The organism is Aeromonas sanarellii, assembly GCF_000820085.1.
GTDB lineage: Bacteria > Pseudomonadota > Gammaproteobacteria > Enterobacterales > Aeromonadaceae > Aeromonas > Aeromonas sanarellii.
This window is the reverse complement of record NZ_CDBN01000021.1, coordinates 77,160-100,100: the sequence shown is the minus strand read 5'-3', so window position 1 is coordinate 100,100 and position 22,941 is coordinate 77,160. Positions and strand designations below refer to the sequence as shown.

Sequence of the window (22,941 nt, the reverse complement as noted above, 5' to 3'; positions counted from 1 at the left end):
GAGAGGCGGGGAGAAGAGGCATGCAGGTAGGCAAGGAGTGGGGACTGGCAGCCCTGGTGCTGACACTGGCCAGCGCACTGCTGATGCTGCCGCTCTGGTTGCAGGGGGGCAGCCAGGGGCACGATCTGTTTCATCATCTGCTCTCCGGCCACTATTTTGCCCGCCAGCTCTGGCAGGGGGAGCTCTATCCCCGCTGGCTGATGGCCATGAACGGCGGCTTCGGCAGTCCCACCTTCTTCTTCTATCCCCCGCTCCCCTACTACGCCAGCGCCCTGTTTGCCGGCCCGCTTGCCCCCGCCCAGCAGGCCGTCTACCCCCTGCTCGGCAGCGCCACCCTGGCGCTGCTGCTCTCCGGCATGTTTGCCTATCTGTGGCTGCGTGCCACCACTTCCCCTGGCCGGGCCCTGGCGGTGAGCCTGCTCTACCTGATCCTGCCCTATCACGTCGCCATGGATCTCTATGCCCGCTTCGCCCTGGCGGAGTTCTGGGCCTTCGCCTGGGCCCCCCTCATCCTGCTTGGCCAGGATCTCGCCCATCGCGGCCGACGCCAGGGGCTCCCCCTGCTGATCCTGGGGCTGGCGCTGCTGGCCTTCTCCCACCTGCCCAGCCTGCTGCTGATGATGGGGCTGGTCAGCTTGCGCGCCCTCTGGTTCGCCTGGCGCACCCGTGCCCTGCGTCCCTGCTGGCTCGCCCTCTGCGCCCAGGGGCTGGCGCTCTGCATGGCGGCCGCCCTGCTGCTGCCCGCCCTGGCGGATCAGGGAGCCATTTCCATGGAGCTGATGCGCGGCGGCATGTTCGACTATAGGCGCAACTTCCTCGACCGTTTGCCCTCGGGCTGGGGAGACTGGCGCTTTCGCGGCCACCTGGCGTGGCAGAGCGTGCTGACCATGGCCCTGCTGCTGCTCGCCTGGGCCGCCGCCCGGGAGCCACGTCACCCCGAGATCGCCTGCTGGGGGGCGATCGGGGTCGCCGCCTTCCTGATGATGCTGCCCCCGAGCCAACCGCTCTGGAGCCTGCTGCCCCCCCTGCAGCGGGTGCAGTTTCCCTGGCGGCTGAACCTTGTCCTTGCCCTCGCCACGGTCGCCGTGGTGGCCCTGGGCACCCCGTCCCATCGCCCCTGGCAGGGGCTCTGGTGGGGCCTGCTCCTGCTGACGCTTCTCTCCACCCTGGCCTACGTGCGCCACGCCCCCCTCACCCAGGCCCCCACCCGGACGGCCATGGCGTTCGAGTTCGACAGCAAGCGCAGCGCCCGGGAATACAGGCCGAGGCAGGTCCCGGGGGGCATGTTCGCCCCGACCCTGCTGGCCTGGAAGGAGGAGTTCCAGCCCCCGGTGAGCGCCGAGCCTCCGGGGGCCCGCTGGGAGCTGGATCGCTGGCAGCCCAGGGAGCTGGCCCTCAGGGTGACGGCCAGGGTGCCGACCCGGCTCGTCCTGCACCAGTACCATTACCCCGGCTGGCAGGCCTGGCTGGACGAGCGCCTGATGCTGACGGTGAGCGCCAATCCCCAGGGTCTGATGCAGGTCTGGGTACCGGCGGGCAGCCACAGCCTCACGCTGAGGCTTGCGGCCCGCTGGCCGGAGCGGGCGGGCAATGCCCTCTCGCTGCTCGGGTGGCTGGCCTGGATCCTGCTGCTCTGCCGGCCCGCCCCCCGGGCGGCGCCGGGGCAGGATGAGCCTGCCCAAGCCCGCCAAAGCTGATAGACTGATCACCTGCTCCCTTGGCCTCTTGCCCACGACACGGATACTCTATGCCTCAAGCCAGCTCCCTCTCCCCCCGTTTTCTCTTCATTCTGCTCGGTGCCCTGGCGGGCCTGACCCCGCTCGCGGTGGACATGTACCTGCCCGCCATTCCAGCCATCGCCCGGGATCTGGCCACCAGCATCGACGGCGCCCAGCTCACCATCAGCGCCTTCCTCGGGGGCTTTGCCATCGGCCAGCTGTTCTACGGGCCGCTCGCCGACAGCTTCGGCCGCAAGCCGGTGATCCTGGCGGGCCTGACGATGTTTGCCGTGGCCTCGGTGGGCTGCGCCATGGCCGACTCCCTGCCCGAACTGCTCGCCTGGCGCATGCTGCAGGCCGCCGGCGGAGCGGCGGGATCCGTGGTGGTCAACGCCCTGCTGCGCGACCTTTTCGAGAAGGATGCGTTTTCCCGGGCCATGTCCTTCGTCATCCTGGTGATGACGCTCGCCCCCCTGGTAGCCCCCGTGGTGGGGGGCTACATCAGCGCTCACGCCGACTGGCGGGTGATCTTCTGGCTGCTGGTGGGGATCAGCCTGCTCATCTGCGTGGTGATGCAGTGGAAGATAGAGGAGACCCTCAAGCCCGAGCACAAGCAGCCCCTGCGGCTCGGCCAGGTGCTTGGCAACTACTGGGGCGTGCTCTCCCACCGCGGCGCCATGGGCTATGTGCTGTGCGGCGCCCTGTCGAGTTCGGGCATGTTCGCCTTCCTGAGCGCCTCCCCTTACGTCTATATCGAGTATTTCAAGGTGCCGACCGAGCACTACGGCTGGCTGTTCGGCCTCAACATCCTGCTGATGATGGTGGTCACCTTCGTCAACAGCCGCCTGGTGAAAGGGGTGGGCGCCGAGCGCATGCTGCAATACGGTCTGACGGTGCTGCCGCTGGCCGGGGCCCTGCTCATCTACAACGCCTGGAGCCAGACCGGAGGCCTGTGGGGCATCGTCATCCCGGTGGTGCTCTTCGTCGGTCACATCAGCCTGGTGGGGGCCAACGCCATGACCGGCCTGATGGGCCACTTCCCCCAGTCTGCGGGCACCGCCTCGGCGCTGGCGGGCACCCTGCGCTTCGGCATCGGTGCCCTGGTGGGCGTGCTGGTCAACCTCAATCCGCCCGAGTCCCCGCTGCCCATGGCCGTCGCCATCGCCGGCTGCGGTCTGGGCTCGGCGCTTTGCTACTGGCTGCTGACCGGCAAGGGCCGCGCCTGAGGCGGCGTCGCTGCAGTCCCAAAAAGAAGCCCTGTCCATGGACAGGGCTTCTTGCATGGAGGCGGGCTGACCTTCAGGGGTCCGGCGGCAACCCGCTACGCACCAGGATCTCGCTCTCCAGCCCATCCAGGCTCACCTGGTTCTTCTTGCGCCAGTAGGCTGCGATCCCCTCCTGCCCCTGGCGGGCCGACCAATTGGCGAGATCCTCCCTGTCCCCCTGATAGTCAAACAGGGGCACCGACATGCCGCAGGAGGCCTGGACCCGTTCAATGTCCAGCAGGAAGATCTGGCGAGCCGCGACGCTTGGGGGAAAGCGTGCCAGCGCTGCCGCCCAGTCGCCGTCCCCCCGGTGCAGCACCCGTGCCCGGCCATAGGCCCGCAGAATAAGCGGCGCCCCCTCGAAGGCGCAGAACATCACCGTCATGCGCGGATTGTGCAGCACATGGGCCGCCGACTCGTTGCCGCTGCCGGTCAGATTGAGCCAGGACAGGGTGTTGGCATCGAGGACGCGCAGCGAGTCCCCGCCCTTGGGGGAGACGTTGACCGTGCCCTCGCCCGCCGCCGTGCCGACGAAGAAGATCTTCTGCGCCTCGATGAAGGCCACATGGCGCGGCGAGAGTCCCCCGAACAGTTGTCCCATCTTCCCTCCTCAAATCCCTCAGAACAGGGCGCTGTTGAGCCACAGGTGCGCCCCTATGCCGACCATATAGCCAAGCAGAATGGCGGGCAACCACTTGAGATGGCCGACGAAGGTATACATGCCCCTGGCCTGCCCCATCAGGGCCACCCCGGCGGCGGAGCCGATGGAGAGCAGGCTGCCCCCCACCCCGGTGGTCAGGGTCACCAGCAGCCACTGCCCCGTGCTCATCTGCGGCTCCATGGACAGCACCGAGAACATCACCGGAATGTTGTCGATGAGGGAGGAGAGCAGGCCGATGGCCACGTTCGCCAGGGTCGGATCGCCCCCCTGATAGAGGAGCTGGGAGGCGAGCGCCAGATAGCCCATGAAGCCGAGGCCGCCGACGCACATCACCACGCCGTAGAAGAAGAGCAATGTGTCCCACTCCGCCTTGGCGATCTTGTTGAACACATCGAACGGCACTATGGAGCCGAGGCGCAGCAGCCTGGCCTCGTCGCCGGTGCGCTCGTACAGCGCCCGTTCGCGAGCCAGGGAGACGGGCTGGGTCTTGCGCAGGTAGAAGCCGAAAAACTGCAGGTAGCCGAGCCCCGTCATCATGCCGAGCACGGGGGGCAGCGCCAGGAAGTGATGGCAGGCGACGGCGGTCACTATGGTGAGGAGAAAGAGCAGCACTATGGTGAGGGCCCCGCGCCTGAGCACCAGGGCCTCTCCGGACATGGCGGGCACCAGGCGCGGCACCATCAGGCTCATCAGGCTGGCCGGCACCAGAAAGTTGAGCAGGGCGGGGAGGAAGAGCAGCAGAAACTGCGTGAAGGAGACCTTGCCCGCCTGCCACACCATCAGGGTGGTGATGTCGCCAAAGGGGCTGAAGGCTCCGCCCGCATTGGCCGCCACCACTATGTTGATGCAGGCCAGGTTGATGAAGCGGCGCTCCCCGTTGGCCACGTTGAGCACCACGGAGCACATCAGCAGCGCCGTGGTGAGGTTGTCCACCACGGGGGAGATGAAAAAGGCGAGAAAACCGGTGAGCCAGAAGAGCGTGCGCAGGCTGAAGCCCGCCTGCACCAGGCGCACCCGCAGCACGGCGAACAGCAGCCTGTCCTCCATGGCGTTCACATAGGTCATGGCCACCAGCAAAAAGAGCATCAGCTCGGCATACTCCAGCAGCGTCTGCCGAAAGCCCGCCTGCGCCAGCGGGCTCAGCCCCTGCCCCGCGTAGACCAGGCCGATGACTATCCAGATGATGCCGGCGGCCACCAGCACGGGCTTGGATTTGCGCAGCTTCAGGTACTCTTCGGCCATCACCAGGGCATAGGCCAGGGCGAAGAGGGCGAGGGCAAAGAGGCCGATGGCGGTGTGCGTCAGGTTGAGGGGACCGCCTTCAGCGAAGGCGGGGGCACAGAACAGGGCCAACCCGGGCAGGGGGGCGAGGCGCAGGAGTCCAGACATGGGTGCTTCTCTTGAGAACCGTCTGGCATTGAGGCTAGCAGCACAGAGGGAAGCCGCCCTCCCCCTGCCATCTGACCTGCCCAGGGCGGGCGCTCACATCAAGGGAGCGAGGCCCGGCACCGGGCCCCGTCGTCAGGAGGCCTTCTTGCCAAAGCCGGACTGCTTGAGGGTGTAGCCTGCGCTGTTTTGCCAGGCATCCAGGCCGCTTCGGTTGTTGCCCGCCACCAGGCTGGCGGCCAGGCTCGGGCTGTTGAACAGCTGATCGGCGGTGAAGACGAAGCCCCCTTCGGGGCGAGGGCTGAGTACCCCCTTGCCCAGGAGCTCCTGACGCAGCTCGATCACCGCCTCGCGCAGGGAGGCGGCATCCTCGCCGTTGGCGGTGGAGCCCGCCTGCACCATGAAGCCGGGGTTCTGCCGCTTGCCCACCGGATAACCGTGAGCCTCGGCCCCCTTGCCGTTGAAGTGGTAGAGCTCGCGCTCCCCCGGCTTGTTGTCGGAGAGCGCCTTTTGCAGGGTCATCAGCTCGTTGTAGATATCGATGGGAACCACGGCAGCCTGCTTGACGCCCTTGCTGTCGACGATAAAACTGACTTGCTTGTGTAACATCCTTGCTCATCCTGTGACCCATGGAGGGCCCTATTCTAACCACCACAGGCGAGCGGGATCCAGCGAGGATCCTCATCCCTTTTGCAGGCGCGATCACTAACTGGCATAGTGACTGACATTGTGAAAGCCATTGGCCATCAACCGGTTATCCCATGCTTAGCCTGCGCAACCTCAGTAAACGCTTCGCCAGCGGCGGCGAGACGCTCCCCCTGTTTGCGGGGCTGGATCTCCAGCTCGCCGCCGGGGAAACCTGCCTGCTGCTGGGGCAAAGCGGCTGTGGCAAGTCCACGCTGCTCAACCTCATCGCCGGCCTCATCCCCCCGGACGAGGGGGAGATCTGGCTGGGACAGACCCGTCTCGACACCCAGCCTGCGGACGAGCGGGCCCGGCTGCGCGGACGCCATTTCGGCATCGTCTATCAGGATTTCAACCTGCTGCCGACCCTGACCGTGGAGGAGAACCTGCGCCTGCCCCTGGAGATCAACCACCTGCCCCGGGACGACGCACACCTCGATGCCCTGCTCGAGCGCCTTGGCATGAGCCACAAGCGCCACGCCTGGCCGGAGCAGCTCTCCGGCGGCCAGCGCCAGCGGGTGGCGCTGGCCCGGGCCCTCATGCACAGACCCCGGTGGCTGCTCGCTGACGAACCCACCGGGAGTCTAGACGAGCACAACGCCGAGCAGGTGATGGCCCTGATGATGGCGGCGGTGCGCGATACCGGCGCAGGCCTCCTGCTGGTGAGCCACAACCCGGGCTATGGCGCCCTGGCGGATCGGGTGCTGCGCCTGGAGGGGGGCCGGCTGGTCGAGATCAAGGGGCACCGCCATGAGTGACGCCCGCCGCCCGGGGGCGCCATGCTGCCGCTGAAGGCGCTGCTGCGCCTCTATCGCGCCCACCCCTGGCTGCTGCTGATGAGCCTGGCCGGGCTCACCCTCGGGGTCACCCTGGTGGTGGCCATCGAGCTGCTCAACCACAGCGCCCGCACCAACTTCGTCGCCGCCCGCAGCCAGCTCGCCGGGGAGGCCAACTACCGGCTGGCGCCCCGGGGCGGGCTGGATGAGCGGCTCTACGTGCACCTGGTGCGAAGCCAGTCGGGCCTTGATGCCATGCCAGAGCTGCACGCCTGGCTCAAGGACGCGCAGGGGCGCAGCTTCCAGCTCCTGGGGATGGATCTCTTCAACCCCGGCCCCTTGCGCCGACTCTTTGGCGAGCAGCCGACACGCGAACCCGATTTTTCCTTGAGCCGCGCCGACAGCGTCTGGCTTTCGGCCCCCGAGGCCAGACGTCTCGGCTGGCAGCCGGGCCAGTCGCGGACCTTTGTGCTGGGCGACGAGTCGACGCGCCCCCTCACCCTCACCCTGGCGGGCACCTTCGAGCCCGGCGCCATCCCCATGGAGCGGCTGCTGGTGACCGACATCGGCCTCGCCCAGCCCCTGCTTGGCAAGGCCGGAAGGCTGGATCGCATCGTCTTCAAGCTGAGCGACGCGCAGGCCAATGCCTTACAAAGTGCCTTGCAGGCCGCGCAGGGATCCGAGTTCACCCATCAGCCGCTCTGGCTCGAACCCATCAGCCCGGCCCTCGATGCAAGCCAGCTCGGCGATGCCCTGGCCCTCAACCTCACGGCCCTCTCCCTGCTCGCCATGGCGGTGGGACTGTTTCTGGTGTTCAACGCTCAGCGCTTCGTGCAGAGCGTGCGCCGCCCCCAGCTGGCCCAGCTCATCATCCTGGGCATGCCGCCGCGCCGGGTGCTTGGCTGGCTCATCCTGGAGCTTGTTATCCTCGCCACCCTCGGCATCCTGCTCGGGCTGCTGCTGGGGAGCCTGCTGGCCCTGACCCTGATGGGGCAGCTCACCCAGGCGCTGGCCGACCTTTATGGCCCCAACCCCATCGATATGCTGCGCCTCTCCCCGACCAGCCTCATCAAGGCGTTGCTGATAGGCCTGGCTGGCGCCCTTGCCGCCAACCTCCCCGGCTGGTGGCAGTTGCTGCGCCAATCCCCCCTGGCGCTTCGGGAAGGCAACAGCCGCCCGCCGGCTCACCCCTGGCAACGCCGGGGGCTGGCCATCGCCATCCTGCTGCTGTGCGCCCTCTGCCTCTTGTTGCCGCAAACGGGGCTCGGCGGCGCCCTCTTCGTCGCCGGCGGCTGGCTGCTGGCCATGGCGCTCGCCCTGCCCGATGTGCTGCGCGCCGTGCTGGGACGGCTGAGATCCCGCCCCGGCGGCCCCCTTACCGCCCGGCTCGCGGTGGCCGAGACCCAATACCATCTGGATCGCACCGCCATCGCGGTGATGGCGCTGCAACTCGCCATCGCGGCGGCCATCGGCATCGGGGTCATGGTGTCGAGCTTTCGCTCGAGCGTGGAGATCTGGCTCGGCCAGCGTCTGGCCGCCGATCTCTATGTCAGCGCCCCCAGAGGGGTGGCGGGCAACCGCGGCGCCCTGGGCGAGCAGACTCTCAACACCATTCTTGCTGCGCCAGACGTGCGCGCCGCCTCCCGCCGCGCCGTGCATCCCGCCCGCTGGCAGGGGCAGCCCATTGAGTGGGCACAGATGGACTTTATCCCCGAGCTCAAAACCGCCTATCCGCTGCTGGCCGGGCGCTGGCCCGCCGCCCCCGACGAGGTGCTGGCGAGCGAACCGCTGACGGTGCGCCTAGGGGTCAGGGTGGGGCAGACACTCGAAGTCACCGGCGAACAGGGCCCAAGGGCACTCACCGTCACCGGTGTCTATCAGGATTACGGCAGCGACAAGGGGCAGATACTGCACGCCTTCGAGGACGGGGCCGTGCAATCCCTCGCCCTCTTTAGCAACCAACCGGAGCGCCTCGCCGATCGCCTGCGGGCGCAGTTTGGTGAGGGGGTGAACCTCCTGCCCGCCCCCGCCATCCACGCCGCAGCCCTTAAGGTGTTCGACCAGACCTTTGTGGTGACCGAGCTGCTGAAATTGCTGATCCTGGGGATCGCCTTCGTCGGCATCGGCTCGGCCTTCATGGTGCTGGGGCTGGCCCGGCGCGGCGAGTTGCAGACCCTGCAGAGCCTTGGCCTGAGCCCCCGCCACTGCCGCCGGTTACTGGTGTGGCAGGGGGCGGGATTGGGGCTGCTCACCGCGCTGTTGGCCCTGCCGGTGGGCTATGGCCTTGCCTGGGTGCTCATCGAGGTGGTCAACCCCCGCGCCTTTGGCTGGCGGCTGGCCTTCGAGGCCGCCCCCCTGCACGCCGTCACGGCGCTCCTGCTCGCTCCCGTCTTTGGCGCGTTCGCCTCCTGGTACGCCGCAAGGAGAGTGGTATGAAAACATTCAACATCTGCTCGCTGGCGCTGATCTGCACCCTGTATGGCACCGGGATCAGTGCCAACGATCTGGGCGCCATCCTGGGTGGCAGCAGCGATCACTTCAAAAAGGCCCTGCCGGGTCAGTCCATCCGCCTGCCCGCGGATCACGGCGCCCACCCCGACTACCGCTCCGAGTGGTGGTATCTCACCGGCAACCTGAAAGACGAGCAGGGACGCGGCTACGGCATGCAGTGGACCCTGTTCAGGCAAGGCATCGAGCAGGAGATAAAATCCGACAACCCCTGGCTCACACCCCAGCTCTGGCTGGCCCAGTTCGCCATCACGGATGTGAGCAAAGGCAGCCACCAGCAGGACGAGCGCACCAGCCGCCAGGGGCCGGGCCTCGCCGGTGCCAGCGGCGGTGAGTATTGGCTGAAAGAGTGGGTGCTGGCCTCCCAAGGGGAAGCGCTCTTTCCCGCCACCCTCAAGGTGCAAAGCAAGGCGGGAGATCTTGATGTGAAGGTGAGCGCCGCCAAGCCGGCGGTGCTACAGGGCGAAGCGGGTTACAGCGAGAAGAGCCCGGGCAACGCCTCCTTCTACTACTCCTACCCGCGCCTGACCATAACCGGCACCCTGACCCTGGATGGGGAGACCCGCAACGTCAGCGGTGAGGGTTGGTTTGATCACGAGTGGAGCAGCTCGGTATTGGCCGAGTGGCAATCGGGCTGGGACTGGTTTTCGCTGCAATTTGACGATGGCCGCGAGCTGATGCTGTTTCGCCTGCGCACCAAATCGGGCCGCACTGAGCCCGAGAACCGCTACGGCATCCTGATCGAGCGGGACGGCAGCAGCCGGGTGCTGAACCCAGAGCAGATCCACCTCACCCCCGGCAAGACCTGGCGCGGCCCCAAGGGGCAGCCCTACCCCATCGAGTGGCAGCTGGCAGCCGCCGATTTGAATCTCGTCATCAAGGCCCGCCAACCCAATCAGGCCATGACGGGGCGTTTTGACTACTGGGAAGGGGCGGTCTCCGTCTCGGGAGACGCCAAGGGCGTCGGTTATCTGGAGATGACGGGGTATTGAACCCAAGGCCTCCCCCATTTTCTCGCTGCGTCTCTTTTTTGTGTTGCGGGGCGAAGTCTACGCCCCGTTACCATCTCTACGGTTTGGTTCTGAGACAGCCTCCCAATAACAGCCATCACCAAATTTCCTGCCCCCTCCAATTTCTGATCCCCATCAAAAATACTCACCAAACCACACCCAAAGTAAAACGTTTTGCTCAACATAGACTGCTGCACTTGGTACCCTGTCCATGCGACCCTCATAGCCCTAAAGGCAGCCAGGGAGCGGCGATGGTTCGTACCTCTTCAATCGGTTAACCGCAGCACAACGGAGGCTATATTCCGTGCGGTAGCCGTGTGATTTAATGAGTAATGAAATAGGACTGGACACCAGTAAACATCTTTGTCTGATAGTTAGGCAGGGGGTCATATATCCACAACATCAAGATTGAATGTGGTATACGATATAAAAATCACAGTGAGACCTTTCTCTATATAGAAAGCATCTAGGGACACAAGAATAAAAAATCACTTTCTTTGTCAATCCCTCGAACATTAACACAGTCAATTCAACATTCGACACCCAGGGAAGAAAATGAAAGGAAAAATTACTCAATGGAATGATGACAAGGGCTTTGGATTTATTACGCCAGAAGATGGTTCAGAAAAAACATTCTTTCATATTTCTGCTGTAAGCCCCAAAGACAGAAGGCCACAGATTAATGACGAGGTATTGTTTGAGACTGAAACCGATAGTCAGCGACGAGTGAGAGCTACAGAAGTTTACTATGAAGGTTGGACTCTTCGTCCTATCACACAGCCTTCCAAACAAAGCCATCGTGCTAAGGGAGGGTCAAGTGATAAAAAAATCATCCTTGAACCAGTCAGAAAAACACCTCTGGATTATGTTTTTTTAATCCTGGCTATAGTTTTGATAACGTTAGCTGGCTTTAACTATTTTAAAGAAAAAGACCTTACAACATCACTTCCAATTGCATTTTTTGCAATAATACCACTGGCTCTATTTAGTCGTCCAAAAAAACCTTCAAACAAATTTTTTACCTGTTCTCGCTGTCGCTGCAATGCTCCGTTTGACAATCGCACCATTCGTGCTTGGAATACGGGCACAATAAAACTCTATTGCTCAAATTGCCATGCTGAATGGTTGAATAACCGAGAAAACACAAGTAATAATTTCCACTCATCATCAAGCCGGGGTAGCGGCTGCCTTGGTGTTCTAGCAATGATGATCGTTATTCCAGTAGGGTTAGTGTCTATTGCATCCTGGCTGAGTTGAACATTACATAATGAGAACTTGGTGTGAAGCAGCTAGCGGCCATAGGCGTTAAAAATAGACGTCAGACTCTTGCTCCTATTTTTCCAACAAAGAAAGCCCCGTCAGAACTTGTTCTGCCGGGGCTTTCTTTATCTCGCCGCCTGATCCACCAGATAAAGGATGCTGTGATAGGGAATGCCGGCGTGCTGGCTGAGCCCCATTTCGCAGGTGCGGCTGTTGCTGAAACCCTGACGGCAATCGCTGGGCACCTGGGCTGGCAGGCTGGCAAGCGCCGCGGCGTTGAGCTCCGGGGTCATCAGCCCCTTGTCGCCGGCAAAGCCGCAGCACTGGATATGCTCAGGGATTATCACCTCACGGGCGCAGGCGCGGGCCACCGCCAGCATCGTCTCCCCCAGCCCCATGCGCCGGCTGCTGCAGGTGATATGGAGCATGACGGTCTCGTCGATGGGGGTCAGCTCAAGGTGGGGTAGCAGGTGTTCCAGCACAAAGGCGGAGGGCTCGAACACCCGAAGCCCCTTGCCGAGCGCCCCCGACAGCAGTCGCTGCACGCAGGGGCTGGTATCGAGCAGCACGGGCCAGCGCCCCTGCTCGCTTGCCTGCCACAGCGCCGCCACCAGCTCACTGCGCTTGGCGGCAGCCACCTCGACCATCCCCTTGCTGTCATAGGGCATGCCGCAGCAGAGCCCCTCAACTCTCACCGGCACTATCACCCGGCAACCCGCCTTCTTGAGCAGGGATAACACCACGTCCGGCAGTGACGGGGCATCCTCCTGCTGGCCGAATACCCGGCTGGCGCACGACGGCAGATAGACCACGGCGCGCTCGATGGATCCATCATTGCTCCCCTCCCCTTGCGACCACCGGTAGCGGCTCGGGCCCGGCAGGGTCGGCAGCCAGGCGGGTGTGCGCTGGCCGCTCAGATGGCGAACCCCGTTCACCAATCCGGCCAGCGCTTTGTCCCCCAACAGCTTGCCGGCAATCCTTTTGAGGCCGAGGGCTCCGCGAGCCGTGCGGGTGACGCCGGCGAAGTGATCGGCGCTCCAGCGGGCGATGGGCACGAAGCGCCGGTATTTGTCAGTGCGCAGCTTCTTGATGAGCGCACCGGTATTGATGCCGACCGGGCAGCGATCGGCGCAGAGCCCGGTGGCGGCGCAGGTGTCGATGCCCTGATAGTCAAACAGCCGGGCCAGCTGGTTGGAGGGCTCATCGGCACGATTGCGGCGGGCCAGTTCGCGGTAAAGCACGATGCGCTGGCGCGGCGAGAGCGACAGGGTGCGCGAGGGGCAGACCGCCTCGCAAAAGCCGCACTCGATGCACGGATCGACGATAGCATCGCTCGCCGGCATGGGCTTGAGGTGGGCCAGATGGGCCTTGGGGTCGTCGTTGATGATGACGCCGGGATTGAGCAGGCCATCGGGGTCGAGCAGCGCCTTGATGCGGCGCATCAGCGCCATCCCCTCCGGCCCCCATTCCAGCTCCACATAGGGGGCCATGTTGCGGCCGGTGCCGTGCTCGGCCTTGAGCGACCCGCCAAAGCGCACGGCGACGAGTTCGGCCACCGCATCCATAAAGGCGCCGTAGCGGGCCACCTGCGCCGGATCCTCGAACCCCTGGGTAAAAACGAAGTGCAGGTTCCCCTCCAGCGCGTGGCCGAAGATGATGGCCTCGTGATACTCAAACTCGTCGAACAGTTGCTGCAGCCCCGCAACCCCTTCGGCCAGACGCTCGATGGGAAAGGCGACATCCTCGATGATGACGGTGGTGCCGGTGGTGCGCACCGCCCCCACCGCCGGGAAGAGCCCCTTGCGAATGGCCCAGAGCCCGGCGCTATCGGTAGTAAAAGGCACAGAGGCGACCTGGGCGAACTCGGCCGCCATGGCCGTCACCTGCTCGCAGCGAGTCACCAGCTCCTCTTTCGATTCCCCATGCACCTCGACAAGCAGGGCGCAGGCAGCCAGGTCCAGCGTCTTGATAAAGTCCGGCAGGCCGGGCTTGCCCGCGACCGAGCGAAGGGAGCGCCCATCCATCAGCTCCACCGCCGCCACCGGCGCACTTTTCAGGCGCGAGGTGGCCAGACAGGCCTGCTCCGCATCCCGAAACACCAGCAGGGCCGAGGCCTTGTGGGGGTATTCGGGCACGGTATCGAGCACCACCTCGGCGATAAAGCCGAGGGTCCCCTCCGAGCCGATCATCAGGTGGGTGAGGATATCGATGGGGTCTTGATGGTCGAGCAGGGCATTGATGGCGTAGCCGGTGGTGTTCTTGAGCCGGTACTTGTGGCGAATTTTGGCGGCAAGCTCGGCGTTCGCCAGCACTTCGGCGCGCAGGGCGGCGAGCCCGGCCAGCAGCTCCGGGCGTCTGGTCGCCAAGGCGGCGCGGCTGTGGGGATCACCGCTCTCCAGCACGGTGCCATCGGCCAGCAGCAGGGTCATGGCGTGCAGGGTGTGATAGCTGTTGTGGGCGGTGCCGCAGCACATGCCGCTCGCGTTGTTGGCGGCGATGCCGCCCAGCTTGCAGGCGTTGATGGAGGCGGGATCCGGCCCAATCTTGCGGCCCAGAGGCGCCAGATAGCGGTTGGCATCGGCGCCGATCACCCCGGGTTGCAGGGCGATGCGCTTGCCCTCGTCCAGAATGCGGTGGCCGCGCCAGCTATCGGTGAGAGTGATAAGCACCGAATCGCTCAGGGCCTGACCCGAGAGGCTGGTGCCGGCGGCGCGAAAGGTGCACGGCAGGTGCAATTCGCGGCACACCCCCAGCACAAAGCGCACTTCATCGAGGGAGTCGAGGCGCACGATGCGCTCGGGCACCAGCCGGTAGAAGCTGGCGTCCGTGCCGTGGGCGAGCCGCAAGTCCGGGTCGCTCACCAGCCGCTCCGGCGGGATACGCGAAAGCACGGCGGCGTCAAATTCATTCCAGCCCATCAGCAATCCTCCACCAGCACTACCAGCAGGCGGCTCGGGCCGTGGGCGCCGTAGGCCAGGGTCTGCTGGATGTCGGCGGTCTTGGAGGGGCCGGAGACCAGCAGCAGATTGGTGGGCATGGCCTGCTGCCAGCGTCCGGCCTCCACCAGCCCTGCCAGGTTGTCGGCGATGGTGGAGGCCGCCAGCAGGGCGATATGGCAGGGGGGCACCAGGGATAAGGTGCGCGGCTCGCCGCCGTCCGGCAGCAACACCAGCGTCCCGGTATCGGCGATGGCCCCCGCGCAGTGGGTGATCCCCGCCTGACAAACGTCAAACAGCTCGTCTTTCCAGCCGGCGAACTCCCCCGCCGGGGTCAACACAGAGCGCCCGGCGCAGGCGGCCGTGACCTCATCCTGCCAGCGGCCGCCCTGGCCACAGGCCAGACTCGTCACGCCTTCTTCATCCAGCCAGGCGCTCAGATCACGGGCCAGGTTTGCCTGTTGGACAGTGAGGATCTCGGCGTGGCTGGCGGTGATCATGCCAAGAAAGCGCTCACGCCGCGCGTTGTCATCTTCCCCGCGCCAGGGCTGCCAGGCGTGCGGAGCCTGGGCAATGGGGGTAGCGGCGCCGCGCAGGCGGTTCAAGATAGCCTCTTTGCTCGACATCTCAGGACTCCTTCTTCTTCTGGCGCAGCAGGGCGTGCAGGCTCTGGGGGGCGGGTTTGGGGGCCTCGCGGCACTGGGTCCAGGGGCCCAAGTGTTTGGGCATCAAGCCCCGCAGGCGACCGGCCACACCGGTCGCGGCGTGATAGAGGCGCGGATGAGTGGCGGCAAAGGCAAAGCCCTGCATGGCCAGGGTCTCGAGCCGGCTCCTGGCCGCCCCCTGCCCCGCCAGCGGTTCGTGACCGGGCTCTGCGTCGTGTTTGGCCTCCCGGCGCAGGCGCTGCAACATGTCGGGAATGGGGATACGCACCGGGCACACCTCGCCGCAGGCCCCGCACAGGCTCGATGCGGTCACCAGATCGCTCGTGCTTTCCAGCCCCAGCAGGTGGGGGGAGATGATCTTGCCGATGGGGCCCGGGTAGATGGTGCCGTAGGCGTGGCCGCCGATGCGGGTGTAAACCGGGCAGTGGTTCATGCAGGCGCCGCAGCGGATGCACTGCAATGTCTTGCGCAGCTCCTCATCCCGGTAAGCCTGGCTGCGGCCGTTGTCGAGCAGCACCAGGTGCACCTCGTCCGGGCCGTCCAGCTCCCCTGCCCGGCGCGGGCCGCTGATGACGTTGAAGTAGGTGGTGATGGCCTGGCCGGTGGCCGAGCGGGTCAGGGCGCTGTAAAGAGGCGGTACGTCACTGAAAAACTCCACCACCTTCTCGATGCCGGTGATGGCCACGTGCACTTTCGGCACAGTGGTGCACATGCGCCCGTTGCCCTCGTTCTCGACGAGGCACAGGCTGCCAGTCTCGGCCACCGCGAAGTTGACGCCGGAGAGCCCCATGCCGGCGCGGCGAAACTCTTCGCGCAGGGCCCGCCGCCCGGTCTGGATCAGGGCGTCCACGTCCGTGGTGGGGGTAAAGCCTTCCAGGTTGCTTGCGAAGGTGTCGCTCACCTCCTGCTTGTTCTTGTGGATGGCGGGCATGATGATGTGGGACGGGGTGTCGCCGTCGAGCTGGACGATAAACTCCCCCATGTCGCTCTCAAGACAGCGAATGCCGTGGCGCGCCATCTCGTGGTTGAAGCCCACCTCCTCGCTCACCATGGACTTGCCCTTGGCGATGCTGCTCACCCCATGCTGCTGAGCGATGCCGAGGATGATGGCGTTGGCCTCGGCCGGCGTCTGGGCCCAGTGCACCCTGATACCGTTGCGCTCGCAGTTGGCTTCGAGCTGCTCCAGCAGCTCCGGCAAGCGCGAGAGGCAGCGCTGGCGAATTTGCTCGGCCGCATCGCGCACCGCCGCTTCTTCCTGCGGGTCGGCGAAGGCGTCGCGCCGCTTGCCGCGCAGGTAATCCATGGCGCCGCGAAAATTCTGGCGCAGCACGGGGTCGGCCAGGGCCGCCTCGGCCTGGGGGTGGAAGCGGCGCGGCGAATACTTGGCGTGATCACTCATGATGGGCCCCCTGTTTTTGCAGGGCCTGAGCCCCTTGTTTGTCTGATACCGGCTCGCTATGGGCGAGCAGGAAGCTGGCCAGATGGGTGGCGGGGAGCGTCTTGCCCTGATAGGCCAGGGATCCCTTGATGTTCAAGAGGCACCCCCAGTCGGCGCTCACCAGGGTGTCGGCGCCGGTCGCCAGCAGGTGGCGGGTCTTGTCCTCCACCATGGCCTGGCTGATGTGGGGGTGGCGCACCGAGAAGGTGCCGCCAAAACCGCAGCACTCGCTCTCGTAAGCCTGTTCGTGCAGGGTGACGCCGCCCAGTTGCCCCAGCAGGCTGCGGGCCGTGGTGTGCACCTGCATCTCGCGCCGGGCCGAGCAGGAGGTGTGCATGACGATGTTCGCCTCCCCCACGGCGCGCCAGCGCACCCGGCAGACCCGGGCCAGAAACTCGGTGAGCTCGAACACCCGCTCGCAAAACGCCGCCACCTCGGGGCTGTCCGGGAAGAGGCGGCGGTAGTGATGGTGCATCATGCCGCCGCAGGAGCCCGACAGCACCACCACCGGCCAGGGCTCGGGGAAGAGCGCCATCTGACTTTGCGCCACCTTGCGCGCCTCCTCCTCGTGACCCGAGGTGTAGGCCGGCTGCCCGCAGCAGGTCTGTTTCTCGACAAAGTGCACCCTTATCCCTTCCCGCTCGATCAGGGCGATGGCATCGAGTCCCGCCACCGGGTCGAACAGGTCCACCAGACAGGTGGCGTAGAGATAGACATCGGCCGGCTTGGCCGGATAGACCCGCATTACCTTCATCACTTGCTCTCCTTTACTTCAACTGCAGCAGTGCGTCCGAGACGTGGAAGCTGTACATGAGCGCCAGCCCGATAAGGCCGGTGGCCAGCAGGTAGTAGAGGGTCGGCAGCGCCGTCTTGCGCAGCGTCGCCCCCTCGCGCCCCAAGAGGCCCACGGTGGCCGACGCCGCCACCACGTTGTGGATGGCAATCATGTTGCCGGCCGCGGCACCGACCGCCTGCAGCGCCAGCATGGCGGCGGTGGAGACCCCCAGGGTCTGGGCCACCTCGAACTGGAACTGGCTGAACATCATGTTCGACACCGTGTTGGAGCCGGCGATAAAGGCCCCCAGCGCGCCGATAGTGGCGCTCAGGGCCGGGAAGAACTCCCCGACGAGCCCTGCGGCAAAATTCGCAGTGGTCACCGGCATGCTGGCGAGATCCGCCCCGTTGACGCCGGAGTTGATGAAGATGCGCACCATGGGCACGGTGAAGATCAGCACGAAACCGGCGCCGATCAGGGTGCGGCTCGACTCGCTCACGGCGCGGCCGAGGGGCGCCAGGGCACGGGCTTGAATCAGGGTGGCGAGCAGGGCGCAGAACACCAGCAGGCCCCCCGGCAGGTAGAGCGGCTCAATGGAGGCGCTGACCCCCTTCTCACCCAGCAGATCCGTGAAGGCGAGGCTCACCGACAACAGGCTTGCCTTGAATTCCGGGCTCACCCGGCTCGCCACCAGCAAGAGGGCCAGCGCCACATAGGGGAGCCAGGCCAGCATGAGCGACATGGGGCGGCCGGCAGCCTCTTTGAGATCGAGCTTCAAGGAGCCCAGCCACTCGGCGGGCCACTCTTTCTCGGGGGCGAAATCCCAGGTGTTCTTCGGCACCAGAAAACCGTGGCGCGCCGCCGTCACCACCAGAGCCAGCCCCACCAGGCCGCCGATAAGGGACGGGAACTCGGGGCCGAGCAGCATGCCGGTGAGGGCATAGGGCACGGTGAAGGCGAGCCCGGCGAAAATCGCGAAGGGCAGGATGGAGAGCCCCTCGGTCCAGCTGCGGTTGCGGCCGAAGAAGCGGGTCAACATCATCACCATGAGCACCGGCATCAGGGTGCCGACGGTGGCGTGAATGAGGGCCACGTTGGTGGTCACCTGCTGCAGGTAGATGTCCCAGCTGCTGCCGCCGGCGCTCAGGGTGTGGCCGATGGCCTGGTTATCCAGCCCCTTGTTGATGCCCACCAGGATGGGGGTACCCACCGCACCAAACGACACCGGGGTGGACTGGATCATCATGCCGAGCAGCACGGCGGCCAGCGCCGGGAAGCCGATGGCCACCAGCAGGGGGGCGGCGATGGCGGCCGGGGTGCCAAACCCTGAGGCTCCCTCGATAAAGGCACCGAAGCACCAGGCGATGATGATGGCCTGGATGCGCCGGTCCGGCGAGATATTGGTGAAACCGCCGCGGATCGCGGCGATGGCACCGGTGTGTTTCAGGGTGTTGAGCATCAGGATGGCGCCGAACACTATCCAGAGCACGGTCACCGTGATGATGAGCCCCTGCAGGCTGGAGGCGAGCACCCGGGTCGGGCTCATCTGCCAGCCCCAGAGGGCGATGAATACGGTCAGGATAAAGGCGATGGGCATGGCGCGCTTGGCGGGCCAGTTGAGGCCGACCAGCAGCACGGCGGCCACCACGATCGGCGAGAAGGCCACCAGGGCCAACAGGGTGTCTGTCATCATTGCATCCTTGTCCAGAGGTCGTGCGACGGGCGCACCTTGTTGTTGTTTTGTTAAGCGAACGTGACCTTACCCTGTTCCTTTTTCGCGATATATGGAAATAATGAACAACATTCATTCCTAAAATCGACAAATATGGCCAGTACCGACGACCTCATTCTCTTCGCCCAGGTGGTGGAGGCAGGCTCCTTCAGCAAGGTGGCCGAACAAAATTCCCTGACAAATTCAGTGGTTAGCAAACGGATTGGGCGCCTGGAAGAGGAACTCGGGGTGCAGCTGCTCTATCGCACCACCCGCCGGCTGACCCTGAGCGAGGCGGGCAAGGAGCTCTATCAGGGTGCCAAAAATGTGAAGGCCGCCGCACTGGACGCCTTCGATGCGGTGGCGGGATTCGGTGAAAAGGTGAGCGGTCATGTGCGGATGTCGGTGCCCACCATCTCGGGGGAGCTGCTGCTCGCCGACGCCGTGGCCGATTTTTGCCAGCAGCACCCCGGGCTCACGGTGGAGATGTCGCTCGACAACCGCTTCGTCAATCTGGTGGAAGAGGGGTTCGATCTGGTCATTCGCACCGGCTATCTGGATGATTCGAGCCTGATTGCCCGCCACATCCTCGACTCCCAGTGGGTGATCTGCGCTGCCCCCGCCTACGTGCGTCGCTTCGGGGCGCCGCGCGAGCCGTCAGACTTGCTCACCCACAACTGCCTGCGCTACGCCTACCAGAGCACGGGGGCCTCGGAGTGGGCCTTCAAGGGGGAAGATGGCAACTACCTGGTGTCGGTGTCGGGGAGCTTCTCCACTGACAACGCCGGGGCCCTGCGCAAGGCGGCGCTGGGGGGGCGCGGCATCGTCTACGTGCCGCGCTGTCTGGTCTATCACGACCTGATGAACGGAGATCTGGTGGACTTGTTTCCGGACCGGGTGGGCAAGAAGCTCGGGATCTACGCCGTCTACCCCTTCACCCGCCAGCCGCCGCGCAAGATAAGGTTGCTTATCGAGCATATCCGCCAGCGCTACCTCGACATCGCCCACTACTTCGTGTGAGCAGGCTCGCGGCAACGCCTGGAGTCAGGTGGCAGGCTGTGTCCCCGCCTGGCGGGAGAGAAACGCCAGGGACTGGCGGTTGAAGAGCTCCGGCTGCTCCACGTTGCAGACGTGGCCGCACTTCTCGATGATCTCGAGCCGGCTGAAGGGGTCCCGGGCCACCTGCTCGCGCACCGGGGCGAGGAACATGTGATCCTCCTCCCCCATCACGTAGAGGGTGGGAATGGGCAGGGCCCGCTCGCGAAAATAACGCATCAGGGGATTCACCTCGGTGGCGAGGCGGAACCAGCGCTTGAACTCTTTCTGGCACAGCTTTCTGGCCTCGCGCACGAAGAGGTTGCGGGACTCCTGATGGTGCTGGCGCGGCATGATGATGAAGGCGAACAGGCGGTAGAGCCACATGTAGGGCAGGATGTGCTGGCCGAGGCGACCCAGCTGCACCAGCACCCGGGAGCGGATATCGAGGCGCAGGATGGCGCCGCCCAGCACCATGCTCTTGACCCGCTCGGGGCAGAGCTCCGCCAGGTGGCGGATGAGAATGGTACCGAGCGAAATGCCGACGAAGTGGGCATGGGGGATGCGCAGGTGATCCAGCAGACGCAGGATGTCCTCGGTCACCGCCCGGAAGCTGTAATGGCCCTTCACCACCTGCTGCAGCTGGTTCGACTGGCCGTGGCCGCGCAAGTCCAGCAACAGCACGTTGAAGTGCTCCCGGTAGGCGCGCAGCTGCTTGAACCAGATGGAGGAGCTGCCGCCCGCTCCGTGCACGAACACCACCCAATCCCGATCGGGACCCAGTTCAAAGGTCTTGTGGTACAACATCTCATGGGCTCCCGGGGTGATGGGGGGTATACTCGCCGCGCATATTAACAGATGGCTCACCCCGGTGAACATGCTTCCTCCATGATCGGACCAGAGCGGAGTCCTCCATGACACTCGTGCAATTGCGTGAATTTTTGCTCAGCCAGCCCGGCGCCACCGAGGACACCCCCTTCGGCCCGGAGATCCTGGTCTATCGCATCGCCGGCAAGATGTTCGCCCTGGTGGACTGGCAGGCCGAGCCGCTCTCCATCAACTTGAAGTGCGAACCCGAGCTCGCCCTGCTGCTGCGGGAGATCCATCCCGAGGTCAAACCGGGCTGGCACATGAACAAGCAGCACTGGAACACCGTGACCCTGAGGGAGAGCCTGCCGGACGATCTCTGGCAGGGCTGGATAGTCCACTCCTACGAGCGGGTGGTGGCGGGTCTGCCCAAAGCCAGGCGGCCCCAGGCGCCGGCATCATCCGGTCAGGCAGGGTAGCGGGATGCCAGCGACGCGACAGAGGCGGATTGTCCCCCTGAACGAGCAGCACCTTCCTGCACTGCTGACCCTGTTCGAGCAGTCGGTGCGCCGCCTGGGCCCCGAACACTACAGCCCGGAGCAGGTGGAGCAATGGGCCCTGGGAGCCCATCATCCGGGGCTGGTGAGCCAGCTGCGCGAGCATCACGGCTGGGTCATCGAAGAGCTCACCCAGACAGGCCCCCTCCCCCTCGGCTTTGCTACCCTGAGCGACGACGGCCATCTCAGCCTGCTCTACGTGAGCGCGGATCACCAGCGCCAGGGGCTCGGCACCCAGTTGCTGGAGACGGTGCTTCAGGGCGCCGTCCGGCTTGGGTTGTCTCTTCTGACCACGGAGGCGAGCGCCTTCAGCCTCGCCCTCTTCCTGCGCCACGGCTTCGAGCTGGCCGGATTGGAAACCGTGGAGCGGGGCGGCGTCCGTTTTATCCGCCATCGCCTCTACTGCCGCTTGCCAAGCGGGGGGCAGCCACTAAAATACGCACCATTTCCTCAAGGCAATGGATAGAAGGCAGCCATCATGGTGGTAGAGAGCGACGGCTACATAGCGCTGGTCGAGTATCTGGTAGAGAGTCTGGGTCTGTTCGAGAGCCAGCAGCAGGGCAGCGGCACCCAGACCATCGAGGATCTGGTGAGCGGCCGGGTGGCCGAGAACCTGATGACCATCTGCGAGCAGAATCCCCAGCTCGATCCCAAGGTGCGTTTCATGATCATGCAGGAAGCCGACGCCGTGGTGGCCGATCTGGAGGAGGTGCTTTCCGCCGTCTGGCTGCGCGCCCCCACCCCGGCCCAGCACGCCTTCCTCGACGAGTTCATCAGTCTCATCAAGAACCTGTTCGACAACACCATAGGCTAGGCCCTTCCCGCCCCTCGTCCGTGCCGCGTCGAGACGCCAATGAGGCGAGACGCCAATGAAAAGGGCCGCCTCATCGGGCAGCCCTGCTTGCTAGCATTGTCAATTCATCGCGCTTGTCAGTTGAATGAATATCGGAGCAACAAAGGTGTCTGGTCTTGGCTTCCATCCATGGTAGCTAACCTGTTGGTCAGCCCTGGTTCAGTTTAGTTCCCCGCCAGACAGTATTTTCTCGATATTTATTTCACCCTTCTTTCAAAAATGTGACACGGGGCCAGCTGGCCCCGTGTTGCGCGACGACGCCTCAGCGATTGAGGCTGGGCGGCAGGCAGACGCCTATGCCCCCCAGACCGCAATAGCCTTCCGGGTTCTTCTCCAGATACTGCTGGTGATAATCCTCGGCGTAGTAGAAGGGCGCCAGCGGCAGGATGCGGGTGGTGATGGTGCGCCCGTCACCGCTCGCCGTCATGGCCTGCTGGTAGGCGGCCAGGCTCTGCTGGGCGATAGCCTCCTGGCTCTCGTCGGCATAGAAGATCACCGAGCGGTACTGGGTGCCGATGTCGCCGCCCTGGCGCATCCCCTGGGCCGGATCGTGGTGTTCCCAGAACAGCTTGATGAGATCCCCATAGCCGATGACCCTGGGATCGAACACCACCTGCACCGTCTCGGCGTGGCCGGTCAGCCCGCTGCACACCTCCTTGTAGGTGGGGTTGGGGGTCAGCCCCCCCTGATAACCGGCGGCGGTGGAATAGACCCCGGGCTGCTGCCAGAACAGCCGCTCGACGCCCCAGAAACACCCCATGCCAAACCAGGCCAGCTCCATCCCCTCGGGCCAGGGCCCCTGGGTCGGATGACCGTTTACCGCGTGCTGCTGGCCAATCTCCAGCGCTTCCCGCCGTCCCGGCAGGGCCTCTGCCGGTGAAATAATCTGCTCCATA

The 22,941-nt window shown here is 65.0% G+C and carries 20 protein-coding genes; 10 read left to right on the top strand and 10 right to left on the bottom strand.

What is annotated here, in order from left to right; all coding sequences use genetic code 11:
• The first annotated feature begins 20 nt into the window (after nucleotides 1-20).
• On the top strand, nucleotides 21-1,697 hold the full coding sequence (locus tag BN1132_RS04080) for a hypothetical protein (protein WP_042075267.1): 1,677 nt from the start codon (nucleotides 21-23) through the stop codon (nucleotides 1,695-1,697).
• A gap of 50 nt (nucleotides 1,698-1,747) precedes the next feature.
• Nucleotides 1,748-2,944 carry a Bcr/CflA family multidrug efflux MFS transporter gene (locus BN1132_RS04075; RefSeq protein WP_042075266.1) on the top strand — a complete coding sequence of 399 codons (1,197 nt, stop codon included), beginning with the start codon at nucleotides 1,748-1,750 and terminating at the stop codon, nucleotides 2,942-2,944.
• A 73-nt stretch (nucleotides 2,945-3,017) separates the two neighbouring features.
• On the opposite strand, the gene BN1132_RS04070 is transcribed toward BN1132_RS04075, so the two are convergent.
• The 3 genes from BN1132_RS04070 to BN1132_RS04060 all read right to left on the bottom strand — a co-directional run bounded on the left by BN1132_RS04070 (nucleotide 3,018) and on the right by BN1132_RS04060 (nucleotide 5,639).
• Nucleotides 3,018-3,584 carry a pyridoxamine 5'-phosphate oxidase family protein gene (locus tag BN1132_RS04070; RefSeq protein ID WP_042075263.1) on the bottom strand — a complete coding sequence of 189 codons (567 nt, stop codon included), beginning with the start codon at nucleotides 3,582-3,584 and terminating at the stop codon, nucleotides 3,018-3,020.
• Nucleotides 3,585-3,602: 18 nt separating this feature from the next.
• On the bottom strand, nucleotides 3,603-5,033 hold the full coding sequence (nhaD, locus tag BN1132_RS04065; RefSeq protein WP_042075261.1) for a sodium:proton antiporter NhaD: 1,431 nt from the start codon (nucleotides 5,031-5,033) through the stop codon (nucleotides 3,603-3,605).
• Between the two features lie 132 nt (nucleotides 5,034-5,165).
• Entirely contained in the window at nucleotides 5,166-5,639 is a 474-nt protein-coding gene (locus tag BN1132_RS04060; protein WP_042075259.1) for a DUF4357 domain-containing protein, read from the bottom strand.
• A 152-nt stretch (nucleotides 5,640-5,791) separates the two neighbouring features.
• On the opposite strand from BN1132_RS04060, the gene BN1132_RS04055 reads away from it, so the two are divergent.
• The 4 genes from BN1132_RS04055 (at nucleotide 5,792) to BN1132_RS19310 (ending at nucleotide 11,265) form a co-directional block, all read left to right on the top strand.
• A complete protein-coding gene (locus BN1132_RS04055) occupies nucleotides 5,792-6,472 on the top strand; it encodes an ABC transporter ATP-binding protein (protein WP_042075257.1) in 681 nt (226 codons plus the stop codon).
• Between the two features lie 21 nt (nucleotides 6,473-6,493).
• Nucleotides 6,494-8,926, top strand: a complete 2,433-nt coding sequence (locus BN1132_RS04050) for an FtsX-like permease family protein (RefSeq protein ID WP_042075254.1) — start codon at nucleotides 6,494-6,496, stop codon at nucleotides 8,924-8,926.
• On the top strand, nucleotides 8,923-9,990 hold the full coding sequence (locus BN1132_RS04045) for a lipocalin-like domain-containing protein (RefSeq protein ID WP_042075251.1): 1,068 nt from the start codon (nucleotides 8,923-8,925) through the stop codon (nucleotides 9,988-9,990). Before BN1132_RS04050 ends, BN1132_RS04045 begins: the two co-directional genes overlap by 4 nt.
• Nucleotides 9,991-10,563: 573 nt before the next feature.
• Entirely contained in the window at nucleotides 10,564-11,265 is a 702-nt protein-coding gene (locus tag BN1132_RS19310) for a cold shock domain-containing protein (protein ID WP_084202573.1), read from the top strand.
• Nucleotides 11,266-11,393: 128 nt separating this feature from the next.
• Here the strand turns inward: BN1132_RS19310 and BN1132_RS04040 are convergent, their stop codons facing one another.
• Genes BN1132_RS04040 through BN1132_RS04020 form a run of 5 tightly spaced genes read right to left on the bottom strand, consistent with a single transcriptional unit; the run spans nucleotide 11,394 to nucleotide 18,772 of the window.
• Nucleotides 11,394-14,186, bottom strand: coding sequence for an FAD-binding and (Fe-S)-binding domain-containing protein (locus tag BN1132_RS04040; RefSeq protein ID WP_042075249.1), 2,793 nt, complete (start codon nucleotides 14,184-14,186; stop codon nucleotides 11,394-11,396).
• Entirely contained in the window at nucleotides 14,186-14,830 is a 645-nt protein-coding gene (locus tag BN1132_RS04035; protein WP_042075247.1) for a LutC/YkgG family protein, read from the bottom strand. The genes BN1132_RS04040 and BN1132_RS04035 overlap by 1 nt, the downstream gene beginning before the upstream one ends.
• Nucleotide 14,831: 1 nt before the next feature.
• Nucleotides 14,832-16,268, bottom strand: a complete 1,437-nt coding sequence (locus tag BN1132_RS04030) for a LutB/LldF family L-lactate oxidation iron-sulfur protein (RefSeq protein WP_042075244.1) — start codon at nucleotides 16,266-16,268, stop codon at nucleotides 14,832-14,834.
• Nucleotides 16,261-17,061: a (Fe-S)-binding protein gene (locus BN1132_RS04025; RefSeq protein WP_084202572.1), complete on the bottom strand. Its 801-nt coding sequence runs from the start codon at nucleotides 17,059-17,061 to the stop codon at nucleotides 16,261-16,263. The genes BN1132_RS04030 and BN1132_RS04025 overlap by 8 nt, the downstream gene beginning before the upstream one ends.
• A gap of 13 nt (nucleotides 17,062-17,074) precedes the next feature.
• Nucleotides 17,075-18,772 (bottom strand): L-lactate permease, encoded by a 1,698-nt coding sequence (locus BN1132_RS04020; RefSeq protein WP_042075241.1) that lies wholly within the window; start codon nucleotides 18,770-18,772, stop codon nucleotides 17,075-17,077.
• 63 nt (nucleotides 18,773-18,835) lie between these two features.
• Between BN1132_RS04020 and BN1132_RS04015 the strand changes: the two genes are divergently transcribed.
• Entirely contained in the window at nucleotides 18,836-19,813 is a 978-nt protein-coding gene (locus tag BN1132_RS04015) for a LysR family transcriptional regulator (RefSeq protein WP_084202571.1), read from the top strand.
• A 24-nt stretch (nucleotides 19,814-19,837) separates the two neighbouring features.
• Here the strand turns inward: BN1132_RS04015 and BN1132_RS04010 are convergent, their stop codons facing one another.
• A complete protein-coding gene (locus BN1132_RS04010) occupies nucleotides 19,838-20,635 on the bottom strand; it encodes an alpha/beta fold hydrolase (RefSeq protein WP_042075237.1) in 798 nt (265 codons plus the stop codon).
• Nucleotides 20,636-20,742: 107 nt separating this feature from the next.
• On the opposite strand from BN1132_RS04010, the gene BN1132_RS04005 reads away from it, so the two are divergent.
• Genes BN1132_RS04005 through BN1132_RS03995 form a run of 3 tightly spaced genes read left to right on the top strand, consistent with a single transcriptional unit; the run spans nucleotide 20,743 to nucleotide 22,006 of the window.
• Complete coding sequence (locus BN1132_RS04005; RefSeq protein WP_042075234.1) at nucleotides 20,743-21,114, top strand: MmcQ/YjbR family DNA-binding protein; 372 nt, start codon at nucleotides 20,743-20,745, stop codon at nucleotides 21,112-21,114.
• Nucleotides 21,115-21,118: 4 nt separating this feature from the next.
• Nucleotides 21,119-21,658, top strand: a complete 540-nt coding sequence (locus tag BN1132_RS04000) for a GNAT family N-acetyltransferase (RefSeq protein ID WP_042075232.1) — start codon at nucleotides 21,119-21,121, stop codon at nucleotides 21,656-21,658.
• Nucleotides 21,659-21,670: 12 nt separating this feature from the next.
• Nucleotides 21,671-22,006, top strand: coding sequence for a DUF3802 family protein (locus tag BN1132_RS03995; RefSeq protein ID WP_042075230.1), 336 nt, complete (start codon nucleotides 21,671-21,673; stop codon nucleotides 22,004-22,006).
• Nucleotides 22,007-22,307: 301 nt separating this feature from the next.
• Here BN1132_RS03995 and msrA read toward each other — a convergent pair whose 3' ends face one another.
• Entirely contained in the window at nucleotides 22,308-22,940 is a 633-nt protein-coding gene (gene msrA / locus BN1132_RS03990) for a peptide-methionine (S)-S-oxide reductase MsrA (RefSeq protein ID WP_042075228.1), read from the bottom strand.
• Between the last annotated feature and the right edge of the window lies 1 nt (nucleotide 22,941).